14 protein-coding genes are annotated in these 17,141 nt (G+C 48.6%); all 14 read right to left on the reverse strand.

Annotation, left to right across the window (positions count from 1 at the left end):
- Window positions 1–267, reverse strand: coding sequence for a PAAR domain-containing protein (locus WC5_RS18695; protein WP_010348132.1), 267 nt, complete (start codon window positions 265–267; stop codon window positions 1–3).
- On the reverse strand, window positions 260–604 hold the full coding sequence (locus WC5_RS18690) for a hypothetical protein (RefSeq protein ID WP_001084300.1): 345 nt from the start codon (window positions 602–604) through the stop codon (window positions 260–262). Before WC5_RS18690 ends, WC5_RS18695 begins: the two co-directional genes overlap by 8 nt.
- Before the next feature lie 306 nt (window positions 605–910).
- Window positions 911–1,594, reverse strand: coding sequence for a hypothetical protein (locus tag WC5_RS18685; RefSeq protein ID WP_000945176.1), 684 nt, complete (start codon window positions 1,592–1,594; stop codon window positions 911–913).
- 50 nt (window positions 1,595–1,644) lie between these two features.
- Window positions 1,645–2,346, reverse strand: a complete 702-nt coding sequence (locus WC5_RS18680; RefSeq protein WP_016231437.1) for a hypothetical protein — start codon at window positions 2,344–2,346, stop codon at window positions 1,645–1,647.
- Window positions 2,343–4,247: a LysM peptidoglycan-binding domain-containing protein gene (locus WC5_RS18675; protein ID WP_001281820.1), complete on the reverse strand. Its 1,905-nt coding sequence runs from the start codon at window positions 4,245–4,247 to the stop codon at window positions 2,343–2,345. Before WC5_RS18675 ends, WC5_RS18680 begins: the two co-directional genes overlap by 4 nt.
- An 8-nt stretch (window positions 4,248–4,255) precedes the next feature.
- On the reverse strand, window positions 4,256–4,795 hold the full coding sequence (locus tag WC5_RS18670) for a hypothetical protein (RefSeq protein ID WP_000073208.1): 540 nt from the start codon (window positions 4,793–4,795) through the stop codon (window positions 4,256–4,258).
- On the reverse strand, window positions 4,788–7,424 hold the full coding sequence (locus tag WC5_RS18665; protein ID WP_000059651.1) for a type VI secretion system Vgr family protein: 2,637 nt from the start codon (window positions 7,422–7,424) through the stop codon (window positions 4,788–4,790). The genes WC5_RS18670 and WC5_RS18665 overlap by 8 nt, the downstream gene beginning before the upstream one ends.
- 236 nt (window positions 7,425–7,660) lie before the next feature.
- Entirely contained in the window at window positions 7,661–10,276 is a 2,616-nt protein-coding gene (gene tssH / locus WC5_RS18660) for a type VI secretion system ATPase TssH (RefSeq protein ID WP_000431139.1), read from the reverse strand.
- Window positions 10,277–10,453: 177 nt separating this feature from the next.
- A complete protein-coding gene (gene hcp, locus WC5_RS18655; RefSeq protein ID WP_001007319.1) occupies window positions 10,454–10,945 on the reverse strand; it encodes a type VI secretion system effector Hcp in 492 nt (163 codons plus the stop codon).
- A gap of 4 nt (window positions 10,946–10,949) precedes the next feature.
- Complete coding sequence (locus WC5_RS18650) at window positions 10,950–12,686, reverse strand: OmpA family protein (protein WP_001205809.1); 1,737 nt, start codon at window positions 12,684–12,686, stop codon at window positions 10,950–10,952.
- Window positions 12,687–12,689: 3 nt separating this feature from the next.
- Window positions 12,690–13,343, reverse strand: a complete 654-nt coding sequence (tssL, locus tag WC5_RS18645) for a type VI secretion system protein TssL, short form (protein WP_001066086.1) — start codon at window positions 13,341–13,343, stop codon at window positions 12,690–12,692.
- Window positions 13,340–14,677: a type VI secretion system baseplate subunit TssK gene (gene tssK / locus WC5_RS18640; RefSeq protein ID WP_000689243.1), complete on the reverse strand. Its 1,338-nt coding sequence runs from the start codon at window positions 14,675–14,677 to the stop codon at window positions 13,340–13,342. Before tssK ends, tssL begins: the two co-directional genes overlap by 4 nt.
- 18 nt (window positions 14,678–14,695) lie before the next feature.
- Window positions 14,696–16,240 carry a type VI secretion system contractile sheath large subunit gene (gene tssC / locus WC5_RS18635; protein WP_024192179.1) on the reverse strand — a complete coding sequence of 515 codons (1,545 nt, stop codon included), beginning with the start codon at window positions 16,238–16,240 and terminating at the stop codon, window positions 14,696–14,698.
- A gap of 33 nt (window positions 16,241–16,273) precedes the next feature.
- Window positions 16,274–16,771: a type VI secretion system contractile sheath small subunit gene (tssB, locus tag WC5_RS18630; protein ID WP_001283990.1), complete on the reverse strand. Its 498-nt coding sequence runs from the start codon at window positions 16,769–16,771 to the stop codon at window positions 16,274–16,276.
- Between the last annotated feature and the right edge of the window lie 370 nt (window positions 16,772–17,141).

Here is a 17,141-nt window from a genome sequence, read left to right on the forward strand (position 1 = left end):
TTATCCTGTTACACAATCCGGGGCACTGGAGAGAACCTGACAGCCACATACACAATGGCAGCCATCGACAACAATGGCTTTGCCATCGGAAGACCATTCAGGCGATCCTTCAATAATGGCGTTAATACCATGCCCTATTATCGGACAGCTGATTTTGTCCCCAATAAGTGCAACATTTTTACCGTTAACAATCATGGTTGAAGAAACTGAGATCACTGCACCACCATGCGTGGTTTTATCGCCAAGTAACACAACACCTTTAGACATGATCAGCTCGCCTTAATCTGAGTATCTTGAGTGCATTTTTATTTCCGATAAAGAATAACAGCAGAGAAATTGCACCAATCAGAGTGCCCACGTGCCATGCAGGCAGTAAACATACATCGAAAGCAATTTGCACCTTGATGTTATTTTTAATTACACCATATAACCCAACCACGGAAATAAAAACGATAACAACCGGTAGTGCGGCGACCAATGCCGCAAAACCAGCCATCCCAGGAAAGAAAGAAGAAGCTATTCCGCTGAGAGCAAAGCAAAGTAAACCAAGTAGTATTCCCAACACAGATGTCAGGCCATTAATAATACGAGCAATAGAATTCATGGCATCCCCTTAAAAAATTTAATTAAATACAGAGGCTATAACAAAAACAGTCGTAAATTTATTGCGCAACGATCTGGTCATTTATCAAGAGGGTAAATATATATGATAGATGCCTTCTGTTTTTCCATATCCCACTCAAACACCGGATTATCAACAATAGCTCCGGCTATAGCTTTGCTATGATTTTCGTCACCATATCTTCATGTAATACAACACAAAAATGAACAATCGGGGGAGGATTTTCACCTACAAGAAATAAGCATTTTACGATAAGCAATATAATTATCATCCAATGCCGCATAGAAATTAATTAAGCCGACGAAACTGAATCCATCCCTTTTTAATTTCCTGGACAACATCATCATCGAGAAATTTAGCACATATACCAAGCTCGTCATGTGCAAAAACTGTAGCTGTATAATAAAAACCAATTCCCTCCTGCTCTTGTGGATCTGGCTCTTCATAATAAGGAATGCCGTTCTCTCTGTAACCATTAACTTTTAAATATTGATTACAATCAACTTCAAAAGTGTCGTCATTAATCACTTTAAAAGGAACTATTTCATCACGTTCCAATCTCACTATTTTTCCTGAGAACTTATCCCCAACAACCACACGCTCTTTTGTATCTTCCGTTACCATCCTGGTAGTATTTTCTCCGATAGAGATGTCATTTGAGTGAATTTTAATATCAGCCCATCCAATTGTGTTAAGCTCATAATCAATACTCTCTTGATAATAATACACTGCTGATTTATCACCTTTAACCTGTATATAAATCTCATCATCGGCAGTATACTTAGGCGTTGGAGTCAAAATATACTCACCATTTTCTTTTTTGGGGTTATCAGCCAGTACCCCGTATTCTTTTAACACTCCTCTATCTTTATAAACCCAGTAACCATAATACAGACCATCTTTTATCTTGATGGTATTACTGAATGCAGCAACAGGAATAAACAGTGCCAAAAAGCACATTAGCCTCAACATAAAACAACCTCCAGATAAAATGACAGACGTATAATCACGTGAAATATAAATCAACCAATTCGTTTAAAAAGCATCCACCCATTTAAAAGTTCAACTTTATTGTGCTTATTTACTATATAATTACACAACCCGTCATAATTCAATAACACACGTCTACTATAATCATCCATTGGATTGTTTCTTTCATTTTCTTTTCTATTACCATACCTTTCATTTAATTTGAAATATTCATTACAGTCGACCTTGAAAGCATCCTTTTTAAGAATTTCGACAGGAACATTCTCAGTAACATTTTTAATTTCATCTCCGGCAAATTTAACACCCACCCTATACTTTATAGCTTGAAAATTATCACCAACAGCATCATTATAAAAGTATTTTGTGGTTGGATTATCAATTATTAACGTTCTTTTATTTACATGAACATTCGCCCACCCAATAGTTGGCCCACTATCAAGTTCATCATGCATGTAAAAAGCAAGACTAGAATCATTACCTATCACTATATAAACCGTATCATTGGACTGAAAAACTTCTTCTCTTGTATCATTGGACGGAAAAAACTCTTCTTTTTTTAAATAAAAAAAACCATCAATTTTATGAACATTCCCAACAACACCCGGTACAATTTTATAATTGTCATTGGGACCATATGCCCATTCAAGATGGTATACACCGGGAACTAAAGAAAGATCATTTGCACTCGAACAAAAAGGCACAATAAACAGAAAAATCACTAAAAATGCTTTCATTGTATAATCTCCACATGGAATGCTGGTTCACCATAATATTTGAATGGGCTTATGTATTTCATTTTATCTGAGTTATCTTTAACATATTTTTCAAGCGATTTATCAAAAGCACGCTGTAAACTTTCTAGTAGTGATTTTTTACTTATATCAAATACATTGTGCCGTGCGTAAAACTCAAGAGATACACAGTGCCTTGAAATAAAATGACCATTATTTTGTAAAGATTTAACTTTATCGATCATCGCATTCCTAACTTGTTCTTTTTTGGCAACATCTATCCCACCTGCATTTACCCCGGCCAGAACGACGTCCTTCCCTGGTTGAAGATAATAATCAAGCTGCGATTTTATACCCTTATCGTGCATATTGTTGTACATAGCATCCACTTGCTTTTCGGGAGTTCGCAGCGTGCTTGTGATGAACACCAGATGTACACCAGAGGACCTCATTATTCCTTTTATAATATCAACAGAATACTTAGAAACTAATTTCTTTAAACTTTCCGCCATATTTGGATCAAATTTAACCACTGGTTCAAAATCATTAATAACAGATATTTCTTTTGCTCCCCCTCCGGAAGAAGTCTGATGCTTCTCTGGAGCATGTTTAATCCTACTGACAACAGACTTGTCCGTTGACGTTGTTTTAATATGAATTATATTACTTTTCTTTTCAGCGTCTGCTGACTTGCTTCCCTTTGGTAATACTATATGGCTTCTCGAATATTCAATTGCCGCTTTAACATTGGCATTCTCTATCCCAACACTTCTCATAATCTCTTTTTTGGTCTGCTCTGTAATATATCTGCTAATATAACCATGATTATGGTCACCATCTGGAATTTTTAGTTTCACTCCGACTCTTAACATGTTCACGTTGTGAATTTTATTAATCCTTGCCAGTTTCTCCACTGACACGCCACAATACTTTGCTATTGCAGATAAGGTGTCACCTTTTTTAACGATATACGTTTGAACTTCAGGCGTTTCATTTGTATTTTTAACGCCAGCCACTTTAGCTAATTGTTTATAATTATCTGAAAGGATAGTGAACACAATTTCTGAACCTGCTATAGCATTCACGGACTCAGTCATTCCATCCGCATCAGTTACCCCTTTTATAAAAACAAGAGACTTCTCATCGTCTGACACTAAGTTTGGGCATATTGAACAGGGAAATGGAGAAATTGCAGCAATATAATTTTTATTTTTAAAAGGTGTATTACCCACAGTTGACAACTTAAATTTAGTATTGACCTCACTATCTTTAAGTAATCCTTCAACAACTGATAAATGGTCCATTATATAAATAGCCCATTTCTGCCCATCTTTACTTTTCTTTCCGATACCCGCATTATATTGATCTAATTTATGAGCACCATCATGATGTAGCAAATAAAGCCATTCCCAGTATTCACATTGATCTGATGTGTAGTATTTCATCACCTTAGACTTGTTAAATAAAAAAGAATAAATTAGTGCATAACACCCCTTCTCAGCATCAAAGACATCTGTATCTTTAATAACGAGCTGAAAACCGAGAATGTCTATAGAGTGTTTTGACAAGTCCTTTAAAAAATCATGCGTTCCTTGTGCCAGACCAGCAGCACTCGTGGTCCCTGCTGCCGCATCCGGGTTAAATCCACATTCAACTTTAGCCGTTAATAATATATATGATATCTCTTTATAATTTAATCTATAGCGAACAGCTATAGTAATTATCATATCTATAATAGCATCCTGGACTTCTTTATCAGCATCACCTGTTATACGACTATTCCCTCTTAGTTTTCGCGATGTGTCAATATACGGGTAGCATAATATTAAAGAGTTTTCTTTAATCTGACTATCCAAATATGCTTTTCCTTTTCTGGTGTTTAAATACGCATATAAATCAGACATATTACACCTCAGGGATTGCTAATAAAATCTAAATATGTAAAGTCGTTTTGCCCTGTAAGTTCTCGCTTTCTGAGCTCAGAAAGTTTTCGGCCTGTAATAAACCGCCCTGTAAGATCAAAAAATGGCGCGTCGACATAGGACACCAATGAGCCATTCACAGTCTCTTCTTCGGTCAAACCAAGCTGATATCCGATAACGATGCTTTCATTGTCATAGCAGCTCATTGTAAATGGAGCCCAATCACCAGGCTCAACTACATTGTTAAAAGTATAGCCCTGTTTCTCCAGGAGCTTTTTCTGGTCATCTGGAATGTATGGCAAATGAAATACTTTATTATCCCTACCATTTTTTATTTCCAGTTGATAATTTTTGCATCTGTTGTCCTCTGTAAAGATAGGTTCTGCCTGACACTGAGCACTGACCGTTATCAGAGCAGGGCCACACTGCATTTGAGCTGTTTTGTTACTCCATTCATCACCAGCAAAACAACTAAACGGGATCAACCAAATCAATAATAAGAATCTGAACTTATAATTAACGTTACTCATTTTTATTTCCCTCACAATCAATGCACTGACAACCAACGTCATGGAATGACATATCTGAAAATGTTGAACAATGAATTCTGTCTACAATATTCTCACTATCGTACCAATAATCACTTTGGATCATTTCAAATTCAAAGGACTCATTCGGATTTGATGAATAAACCGGGACTGTTTCACCATTCTCGTCTGTTCTACCAAATAATTTTTGGCCATTACTCAATGTGAGCAAATACGCTGCAGCTGCTACAGGTGCCCCAGAATCAGAAGAGGCTTTAAACTTTCCACTATATCCAGATGGAAACTGAGGCATAACACTACTCATGCTTACGCTCCCCATTTTCTGAGCATTAACACATTTCCACAGAATATTACCTTCACAGCCCAGAATAATATTTTTACCCTGCAACTGAATGAACGACCCGTCCAGATTTTTCAGCACGACATCTTTCGCGGCGGTGATTTCAACCCGTCCCTCTGTACTGGTTACGGTCACATCTTTTTTCGCTGCCGCATCCAGCGCATCATCCTGCGCCTGGATTTCAACCTTTCCCTTCGCGGCGAACAGTTTCATCCCCGTCTTACAGGCCAGCATACTGATGGCTTCACCCGCTGCCACCGTAAAACGCTTCAGTGCACTGATATCCGTATTCTGTCGGGACATAATCCCCACGCTGGCACTGCCCGAGGAAACGCGCACACCTTCCGGACTGCTGATGCTGATGCCTTGCGGTGCATTCAGGACCATCCCCGGCTGTGCCAGGTCCGTCAGGGCATCCGTCAGCATTTTCTGACTCCGGATATCCGCCGGATACGCCTGCGCCGTTTCTGCCGCATCTGACAGACTCCGGGCAATACTCAGGGCATTTTCCAGCTGAGAAACTGCCTCCTGCATTGACAGCATCCTGTCGCCGGCAAATGCCTGTTTATCGGCGGTGATAAATACCCCTGCCCCACCACGAATGGATATATGCCTGTCCGTGCGCAGCTCTGCACCTTCCCCGCGCAGTTCACGGGAGGCATCCACGTTATGCCCCAGATTCAGCTGCGTCTTTCCCCCGTACTCCGTACTGAGCTTGATATGCTCCTCACCGCGCCTGTCCTCCATCCGCAGTTTGTTCAGGCCGGCTGTGCGGATTACATTGCGCGTGTTGTTGGCTTCGGTGACGGGGTCTGCGTGGCGGGAGTCGTGCAGCGCATGGGCGATATACGGCCGGTCCGGGTCGCCTTCATGGAACGCGATGGCAACCTCTGTCCCCTGTATCAGCGGGAAGTGAAAACCGTATTTATCCCCGCCGTACGGTCTGGCAAAGCGCACCGGCATACTTTCCATGCCCTGACCTTTGTCGTCACGGTCGGCATCGAACTTCACCCGGTACATCCCCGACGCATCCTGCCACGCGTGGATATCGTTGTCCCTGGCGCTGGTCACCCGCGCCGTCATTGTCCCGCTCACCACCGGCCGTTTTTTAGCTGCCGGACGCCAGCAGCGGTTTTCGTAATACGGCATCCCTTCCCACGTCACGGTCAGGGCATCCTTACGGCTCGCACTGTAGACCGTGCGGATAATCACAATACCGTTGTCCGTTTCTGACGGCAGGGTCGGCGGAACAGCCCGTTCACTGATGGTCAGCACCTGAGCCGGGGAAAGCCGGGCATCATTACTGCTGCCGCTGACCATTGTCTGTCCGGACAGGAAGCGTTCATGCTCAAGCCGCGCCCAGAAATTGCCGGTTTCCGCCGCCGGGGTGATTTTGTCGCCCCGTTCAAGATGACGCGGCAGGTAATGGTACACATCCCCGTAGGTGTTCCCTTCCCCGTCGCCACGGGTCATGTCCGCCGGCACCGACGTCAGGATGTTCTGCGCTTCACGGTGATTGTAATCATCCGCCGTCACTGAACGCGCCACCACATGATGCCGGACGTGAATCCCCCACACCGAATCCGCGCCATTGTCACTCATCCCCGACGGACTGCTGAGCGCCAGCGTTTTACCGAAGGTCCAGGCGCTCTGCCTGTCGGCAAAGTGCACCACTTCCGTCAGGGTGTCCGGCTGCAGGGTGAAAAAATAAAATATCCCCACTTCAGCCAGCAGGCGCTCAATAAACGCCAGGTCACTTTCCCGGTACTGGTTTATCTGCTCACGCTTCGGATAACCGGCTTTAAGAGTGAACTCATACTCCCAGCCTCTGAGACCATGCTCCTGCAGGACTTCGGTGACCACTTCCGGTACAGATTTATTGACGAAAAAACGGTGGGTGCGGTACTGCCTGCCCAGCAGGGACAGAAACGGCTCAATAATTATCCGGTACGTTGCCTGGTCACGTGAACCGCTGACACGACTGAAATCTGTCACCACCCCGTGCACCACTTTCTGCCCGCTCAGCCCCGTCAGTGGCCCTGTTCCCATGGTCAGCGTCGCCGGTTTACTCAGTAACTGCGATGCACTGATGTTCAGGTCACTGCTGGTAAACAGAACGGTGTACTGATACAGCCCGCTCATGCACTCCTCACCACTGAAGGCCTCCACATCCGGCGATGCGGTACAGGACGGAATATCCAGACGGTAGCGGTTCAGCCCGCCTTCAGTTAATGCAGACAGAGCGTTATTCAGCGTATCTGTCAGACTCATAATATTGACTCCATGGGATAACCCGTTGTCCATGACGCTGTTACCGGCGGGCAGGTTGCGGGATTAAATAAGGGACTCAGCCGGTAAGAAAAAGAGTGATTATGGCTCCAGCCCAACGGCACTAATAATGACCTTTAATAACAACAGTCTCATTTCAAAATACCCAAATTTTTGCAGTACAAAATTATCAGCAATAATCTGTGCCTGCTGTTCCATCGGATAATCACTTAGCTCCTTTAGCCAGGTTTAAACTCCAGTCCAATCCCTTCATCATCATTCCAGCCCAGCGTCAGCGAAACCGGCTTTTGTTTCGCCGCCATATGAACCAGCAGTTGCTGACTCAGTACCGGCAAAATTTGCTGGTTGAGCAGGTTGTCGATATTGCGCGCACCGGTGTCCGGTAGCAGGCAGGCACTGGTCAAAGCGTCATACAGACTCTCGTCAACATATGTGGTCAGGCCATAGTGACGATGCAAGCGCGTGCTGACCTGCAAGAGTTTCATTGCCACAATGGCACGCATCGCCGCTTCCGTTAGCGGGCGATAAATCACTGTCTGGAAGCGGGCAAGCAGCGCAGGCTGGAAGTGTTCGCGCAGGATCGGGCGCAGCAGTTCGTGCAGGTCGCCTTCACTGGCATCAGGCTGTTCATCAAGCAACTGCATCACATAGTCGCTGCCAAGGTTTGAGGTCATCAGAATGACCGTATTGCGAAAATCGATTTCACGGCCTTCGCCATCGCGCATAAAGCCCCGATCAAAAACCTGATAGAACAGATTCATCACGTCACGATGCGCTTTTTCGACTTCATCGAGCAGCACCACGCTGTACGGGCGCTTGCGCACCGCTTCGGTGAGGATGCCCCCCTGCCCGTAGCCGACGTAGCCTGGAGGAGAGCCTTTCAGTTGGGAGACGGTGTGCGGCTCCTGATACTCGGACAGGTTGATGGTAATCAGTGATTTTTCACCGCCGTACATGACGTCAGCCAGCGCCAGCGCCGTTTCGGTTTTCCCTACACCACTTGGGCCAACCAGCAGGAACACACCCTGTGGGCCATTCTCAGAAGTAAGGCCTGTTTTCGCGGCACGCAGGCGCCGGGAGACGGCTTCAAGCGCCGCATTCTGCCCGACTACGCGTTTGCCGATTTCGTTTTCCAGCGTCAGCAGTTCGGTCTGCTCGTTTTTCATCAGCGACGACAGCGGGACGCCCGTCCAGTCAGCAATCACGGTAGCAACGGTACGCACATCCACATCGACTGAAAGTAACGGGTTGCTGTGCTGCATACCGTTCAACTCCTGTTGCAGGGAGTACGTTTTACTCTGACGGGAAATGTCCTGGCGGCTTTCCAGCAGTTGTTCGGTAAGTTTCAGCTCCTGACCGTACCGGGTTTCCAGTTCGTTGAGTTCAACGTTGAAGGTGTTCTTTTCCTGTTCTATTGCCGTCAGGCGTTCACCGTAGTTTTGATTACCGACAGCCATGTCTTCCTGTAGTGCCTGCCTCTCCATTTCAAGAGCGGTGATCCGGGAGCGGATACGGATCAGTTGTTCAGGCACGGTGTCGAGACTCATGCGCACACGGGCGCTTGCGGTGTCGAGCAGGTCAACGGCTTTGTCCGGTAGTTGGCGACCGGTGAGATAACGTCGGGAAAGCGTAACGGCAGCGCGAACCGCATCGTCGGTGATATGCACATTATGGTGTCCGGCGTAGCGAGATTTCAGGCCACGCAGCATCAGGCAGGCGGTGTCATCGTCGGGCTCGTCCACTTTCACCATCTGAAAGCGGCGCTCAAGTGCGGCATCGCGTTCGAAAAATTGTTTGTATTCAGACCAGGTTGTAGCGGCGATGGTTCGTAATTCACCACGCGCCAGTGCCGGTTTCAACAGATTGGCGGCATCCGCACCACCAGCCTGGTTACCCGCGCCGATGATGGTGTGCGCTTCATCGATAAACAGCAAAACTGGTACTGGTGACTGCTGCACTGCATCAATCACGTTTTTCAGACGCTGTTCAAATTCCCCCTTCACACCCGCTCCTGCCTGCAGCAGACCAAGATCAAGAGTGCGTAGCACGACAGGTTTGAGCGACTCCGGCACATTGCCTTCAGCGATTCTGAGCGCCAGCCCTTCTACCAGTGCCGTTTTACCGACACCCGGCTCACCGACCAGAATCGGGTTATTTTTTCGGCGGCGAGAAAGAATATCCACCATCTGGCGAATTTCAGTATCACGCCCAAACACCGGGTCGATTTTGCCTTCGCGGGCTTTAGCAGTGACGTCGAGGGTAAACTTATCCAGCACGTTTTGCAGTGCCGGGCTGAGTTCTCCCTCTTTTATCTCCGCGACAACGGGATTTCCAACAAACGCCAGCTCCGCTTCCTGTTGCACTGCAGGACGCTCGTCTGACTGAGCATCCAGTAACGGGCGCAGGCGTTCCAACTGACTCAGGCCCAGGGTCAATAACGGCCACAGACCATCGCAACGCACCAGGTTCTGTTTATCAACCAGAGCCATCATCAGGTGATGACTTCGGATCTGCGCCTCACCCGCCAGTGAGGCAATCAGCCAGGCTTCTTGCATCAGCGTCTGGATGTTTTCTGAAAGCTGCGGACGACTGCGCACTGAGCGCGGTTGTTTGTCGAGCCAGCCAAGCAAATCCTGCCAGAGGCTGTCCATGTCCCACTCGTAGCGACGAGCCAGCACAGTGAGATCGCCCTCGCCCTGCTCCAGTAATTTCAGCAGCCAGTGCTCCGGCAGAATTTCCGTATGCGCACGGGTCTGGCAGAGCGAAGCCGCCCCTTCCATCGCACGGGCACAGTAAGGGTTCAAACGTCGCAGCAGGATGGCTGGATTTTCCATGAATTTCTCTCTTTGTCGGTTCCTGGACACGCTACCGCCCCTCGCTGTTTCCCAGGAAGGAGACCAAAGCGCATACGGTCAGGCTGGCAGATTGTGGGTTCTTTGCTGAAAGCCCATTGACTTCAGACGTTCAGCAAAAACGAAAAAGCGGACAGAGAAGCTCTGCCCGCTCGTGACTTACGCGGTCGCGCGTTCGTTCCATGAATCGGAATGAATGATGTTGCCGTCTTTGTAGGTCCAGGTGATTTTTTCGTAGCGCAGTTCGATCTGCTCAAGGTGATTGTGCTTCTCGAAAGAAGGATCTTTGATGTCGTGCATTACAGGGTTCACCTTCACCACTTTCACGTTCTCAAGTTTGGTGTTGAAGTACTCGACCTCCTGACCCGCATCGTTAATTTTGTACCACTTGAATTCTGCAGACTTGAGGGTCTGTCCGGTGGTCACCGCCTTGTACAGGTATGGGCTGGAGGAATCGATTTCCTTGGTAAACAGGAACGGTGTGTGGATTCGGGTGCCGGTCAGCTTGCCTGTGTTGTTATCGGTCGGGATGTACAGATTATGTTCCTGAGCCACCACTTCGATGCTGCCTTCACGATCCTGAACGTCCACAGACCCTTTGATGTCCGCGCCGCCATCGTCCTTCAGCCAAAGATAAACAGGAATTGCCATGGAATTACTCTCTATTATGTTGTGATGCGCCATCATCCTGCGATGACGCCAGGGTGTGACCCGGTATCTGACAGGCATTAGCCTGCGATACCAGACTGATTTCGACACGGCGGTTTAGCGCACGGCCTTCCGGGGTGTCATTGGTTGCGAGCGGGCGACTTGCACCATAGCCCTGCACCGCAAAACAGCTTTCCGGCACGTCACCGGTGTCATGCATCCAGTCGCGCACCGCTTCGGCACGTTTCTGAGAAAGCGTCTGATTTCGTTGTGCGTTGCCGGTGTTATCTGTGTGACCGGCGACCACAATCAGCCAGCCAGGCCTTGCCTTGACGCCCACCAGCGAATTAATCAGCATTTTGGTGGACCCGGCTTTCAGCGCCGATTTGCCGGAATCGAACAGCGACATGCTGTCAAGGCGGATAGTCTTCGGCTCCTGTACGATTTTTTTGATAACCGTCTGCGGTGACGGTGATAGTGATGGTGGTAGCGGCAGGTCATTCACGGCGGCTTCAACAGCAGGTATCAGACGCGACCCCTGATATAACCCGAGGCGATAACGCAGAGGTTCACCGCGCCGCTGCCAGTCCTCCAGCAGTGCGCCATCAGCGCGCAGACGCTGCTGTGCCTGGAGTTTAGGCGTGAGAGGGGTGTCGGAGAGACGGTGGTATAAGGCAAGATGGCCGCCGACATTGCGGATCAGACGCTGGTTGTTAACCCAGGACGCCAGCATCGCCAGTGCAAGAAAAATGCCCCCCAGCAGCCCAGCATAGCGCCAGAACACCATCCGACGACTGACGCCACGACGACGCGGCAGCGCCGACAGCAGCTGTTCAGGCAACGGCAAAAGCTTACCGCTCTCCACCGTATCAGGCGGCAGCGCAGTAACAGAGGCAATATGTTGTTGCCAGAGGTTCCCGGCGAGACCGCTCACGGGAGCCATGCACAGCCCTTGTATACAGGGCTTCAGAGCTGGCAGTTCTCCCTGACGCTCCGACAGCAGACTGTTAACTGCGGTATTCAGCCAGGCAAGTCCACTGTCCAGCCATAGCACCTGGCTCAGGCGGGACAGCCACTCACCCGAAGTTGTTTCTTGAGCCCAGTCGGTCAGTGACAAATTCCCCTGACCGGGTTGATATACCTGGAGTCCTGCCCGTTGGCTGACAGTGGTAAACCAGACTGGCTCAGCATCAACACAAGCGACTGGCGGTGACAGCCAGATAACGATCCACTGCGGCGGGAGTTGACCAAGTGAGATATGGCATTGCGCAACAGCACGCTGCCAGCCACGCAGACTCTGGGTTAACTCCGCATCCGAGGTGTGGCGTTCGGGTAAGATAGCCAACAATATCGAGATCTGTGACACCAGAGCCGGACGAATCTGACTCAGGTGTTGAGCCAACAATGGCAACTGCTCTGCATCTTTTACCCACAGATACCAGCCCTGACGGGTTTCACGATGCCGTGTTCCCTCCGCAAATAATGCGCTGTTATCGCCACACACCAGAATGACTGCACCCTGAAAATCTTCCGGTGGCAGAGACTCACCCACAATATCCCTGAGCGCCGGTGCCCGTATCAGTGATGTCCGATACTGACGCCAGAGCATTCCCCCACAGACCAAAATAATTAGCAGGCTGAATGCCACACGGCTCCCAACCGACGGTGACCAGAATCCCAGGATAAGCCACAGTGCCAGTACGCCCGCCAGGACGGTTAACAGACTCCGGTAAACATCACGCATCCTTTACCCCGGCCTGACCGTCTGACTCACCAGTTCGGTGAGGGAGGAAGAGAAGAAGTACCACAGCGCAGCCAGTACTGCCGCCCCGATAATCCAGGAAAGCCAGTACAGTCGGCGACCGCTGCGCAGACTGGATACCCTGGCGACAATCGGCGCATCCTGAGCAAGCGTAAAAGCGGGCACTCGTTCCCCCAGCGCACGCACCACGTCTTCACGACGTTCGTCGTTCTGCGCCCGGTACTGTCCAACAAATCCCAGTTGTAAAGTACGATACATACAGGTCAGCACGGCCATGTCCGGTGCGGACTCTTTCAACATGTTGCGGATACGCTCCCATAACACCTCACCTGCGTTCAAAGTACCGAAGAAATGAGCCTGCAACGGATCACGGCGCCAGGCCAGATAACCATCGTCAGAAGTGCCCCGATTGAGAACGCTTTCATCCAGCAAGGCGCACAGCGCGTATACCATGTGCTCCTGGCTGCTATCACTGTAGCCCGCATCCGAAAGCGATTTGCGCGCTTCCTGAACCAGACGACAGGCCCGGCGATAAAGCCCTTCCCCGTCCCGAACTTCTTGCCCGCCGCGTAGCTGGCTGGCCATCAACCAGCCTGGATAGAAAATCTGTTCAATCTGGCTGAGACTGGAATTATTCATGCGCGTAACACCGCAAACAGTTCAAGTTTCACCTCCCCCAGTGAGCACGGGGTGTAAAAGGTACAGCTACCCGCCTCCAGCATCGCCCGCGCCGCATCGGTACTCAGATCCAGAGAGAAGAACTGGTTTTCAAGGCGCAGAGGGATCGCCGCAGGCACATGGCTGAGTGGTTTTATAACCATGCCACTCAGCGCCACGTTCACGACATCTGAAACGTCATCGAGACTGCCTGCCTTACAAAGCTGCGGGAATTTCACTTGCAGTTCGTGATTCGGCATGGAGGAGCGAACGGAAAGATAGAAATCAGCCCCTTCACGCAAGCGGGCATCATGCAGCGATCCTTTCCAGAACTGATCGGCATGATCCAGTTGAATACTGATAACCCGGGAGGGCAGACTGGCTTCCAGCAATTTATCGAGCAGAGCCAGCAACGGCGGGAACACTCGTTCAGGCGTATCATGCTGATAAACAGGAATATCACTGGCATCGTGCTCCAGTGAAAACGTCAGCAGGCTGCCTGCCAGGCGGGTCAATTCACGGTAGAGCAACTCCGGGTGGCGTCCCGGAGTCTGCATCAGTTCGGTCAGCACGGGCTCGGCGCTATTCAGGGCATTGAGTAGCCAGAACAGAGAAACATCAGCCACCGCAAAATCGGCCAGACGCTCGTTGCTTTCGCGACGCATCGCCATCAGACGCTTACGTCGTGCCTGCAGACGAACCAACAGATCGCTCAGTTCAGCCACAAGCAAAGGGCTTGCCGCAATCGAGAGCATCGGTGGGATAAAAGACGGATCACGATTCCACTGTCCCTGCGCATTACGTGCCAGACGAGCCACCGGACAGGTCAGGTAAGCGGTATTTTCCTGCGTAGATAAACGAAGCGTGACGGCATTACGCAAAATGGCCAGTTCACCACTTTCATGCCCGGCAAGCTCCTGAACCACTACGCGTTCAGATTTCCAGCGACGCGGGCGCTCACTGTCCTGACCATTATCCAGATTGCCACCACTGGCACTCAGCAACGGCAGCGCCACAACGACTTCAACAACCTCAGAGCCGTTTGCGACGGATAAATCACAGACCGGTGGAAGATTATCCACCAGGTCAGTATCAACTATCGTGCCGTCCTGAAAACGTACCACCAGACGGGTAGCATTCAGGCGTGACAATACAAGGGCTGCGGTATCGAATTCAGCATTCACCACGCCCCAGGGATGGGAAATTCCCATTCCTGCAACAGTGTCGGCAATATGTTCGTCCCAGCGAGCCTGCTGCTGGAACTGTTGTGGGGCCAGCGCGGCCCCATCCTCCCAAAGTGGGCGAAAAATTTTCATCCCTGATTTCCCCTCGCCTTACGACTTGGCTTTCGGCATCTGGGAAACCAGTGAGAGATTGATATCCATCTCTTCCACCTGAAAGTGCGGTACGGCGTAGAGTTTCACGCGGAAGAAGCCCGGATTATCATCAATGTCTTCCACCACAACTTTCGCATCACGCAGCGGGTGAGATGCCTGCAACTCATCGCCCGGGTCGGTCATTTCAGTCACAAGACCACGAACCCAGGTGTTAAGCTCCAGTTCCAGCAACCGGCGATCCTTGGTGGTGCCAATGTTTTCACGTTGAATCAGCTTCAGATAATGAGCGATGCGCGACAGCAGGAAGATGTAAGGCAGACGCGCATTGATGCGGCTGTTGGCAGTAGCATCCGCAGTATCGTAGAGAGCGGGTTTTTGCGTGGAGTTCGCCGAGAAGAAACACGCATAATCGCGGTTTTTGTAGTACGACAGGGGAATGAAACCAAGATTCGCGAACTCGAACTCGCGGGTTTCCGGGATCATCACCTCTGAGGGGATTTTTACCTGGTTGCCGGTGCCAAGATCATACAGGTGAATTGGCAGATCCTGCACCGCACCACCCGCCTGTGGACCACGGATTTGTACACACCAACCGTTATTGATGAAGCTTTTCACCATGTTGGCCGCAAAAGCAAAGGTGGCATTGGTCCACAGGTATTTATCGTGATCCGGGCCTTTCACCTCTTCAACATAATTAAAACTACGCACCGGTACAGTGTCCGGGCCATACGGCAGGCGACCCAGCACGCGTGGCATAACCAGCCCCAGATAACGGGAATCGTCCGTATCCCTGAAACTTTTCCATTTAATGTACTCGGCGCGGTCAAAGTAGTTACCGATATCTTTGATGGCCGCAACGTCTTCCATTGACTCTTTCAGGAAAAATTTCGGACCTGCAGAACCGATAAATGGCATATGAGCCGCTGCGGACACTTTTGATAAATTACGCATCAGCGCCACGTCCTGCGCAGATGCATCAAACTCATAAGCGGAAATCAGCGCGGCAATCGGCTCGCCTCCCGGCGTGTCGTACTCATCAATGTAGGTATGTTTGTACAAACCACTCTGGATAATTTCCGGGCTATCTTCAAAGTCCTGACGCAGGTCTTCTTTAGATATATCCAGCAGTTCAATTTTCACGTTCTGGCGGAAATCTGTTTTATCGACCAGCGATTTCACGCCGCGCCACAGACTTTCTACCGCCTGAAAGTCCTCATGATGCATAACGGCATCAAGCTGACGGCTGATCTGGAAATCCAGTTCAGCGATATGGTGGTCAATCAGATTTTTGTCGAGCTTTTCGACTTTCGATCCCGATTTTGTCAGACACTCCAGGAACACCTGCATCCCGGCCGTTAAACGTTCATCCGCAGTGGCATCCGACATCGCCTGTGCGTCCTGCCAGATATCCAGAGAACTCAGCTCAGAGACCGGACTGAGATTAATTTTTTCAAACAGGGAAGCATAAACTCCAGCAGCAGCAGGACGTTCAAGCACCACACTCTCGCCACCAGCATTCTCATTTTTTACAGACATCAACATTTTCCTTATTAATCCGTTAAATCATCGTGACCGTTACGGCTGTTTAGGTGCCAGAGCTGATAGTTCTGCTCTGAGTTCTGCACTTAATGCCGGGTCCAGCAAAATGTTTTCCAGTTCTTTACGGAAAGTCTGGTTATCCAGAAGGTTCGCTTTTAAATCACGAAGTAAATTACGCATGGAAAGCATGGCTTTTAGCTGTGGTATTTGTCGGGAGACCTGTTCCGGGGAGAAATCCTTTATGCTCTGGAATGTCAACCTGATACTGTCTTCACTACCGTCATCAGCAAGTGTGTTATTAACGATAAGATTTACTTTTGGGGAATATTCAGAAAGAACCGCATCAAAATTATTTTTGTTAAGATTAACTTTTTTACGTTCAGATAATGGCGCGGATTCCTGACCATTACTAAAATCACCCGCAACCAGTAACTTCAGGGGTAATTCTGTTTTCTTACTTGCTCCCCCGGTGTGCAGATCTAATTTCAGATTAATACGGGCCTTCGGTATCTCCCGCTGGAAGCTGTCACTCATAGTTCCCTCTCGTAATTCAATTAAAGTCAAATTAATCACAATACTTCATTAACTCGATGCTAAGGCAATGTGGAAATAAAAAAAGCAATGCAGATCAACATATTGAGAATAAAAAATAATGGGAAAATTGCCTGACAATAAAAATAATCGCAGCCATATCAATTGATTAAAAACGTCTTTATAAATATTCCTAATTATATTTTTATTATGTTATTTTGTTTTTTATTTACCACAGCATCTGTTAATGGACAGGCCATATATAGCGCAAAACACTGACTTACCCGCGCCTATGCCACAGATACTGTTATCTGATAGTTATGCCCATGTTGCCTAAGTAATTCATAAGTATTCGCCGTGTTCTGACATTAAA

Origin of the sequence: Escherichia sp. KTE114 (assembly GCF_000407765.1) — a bacterium.
Classification (GTDB): domain Bacteria; phylum Pseudomonadota; class Gammaproteobacteria; order Enterobacterales; family Enterobacteriaceae; genus Escherichia; species Escherichia ruysiae.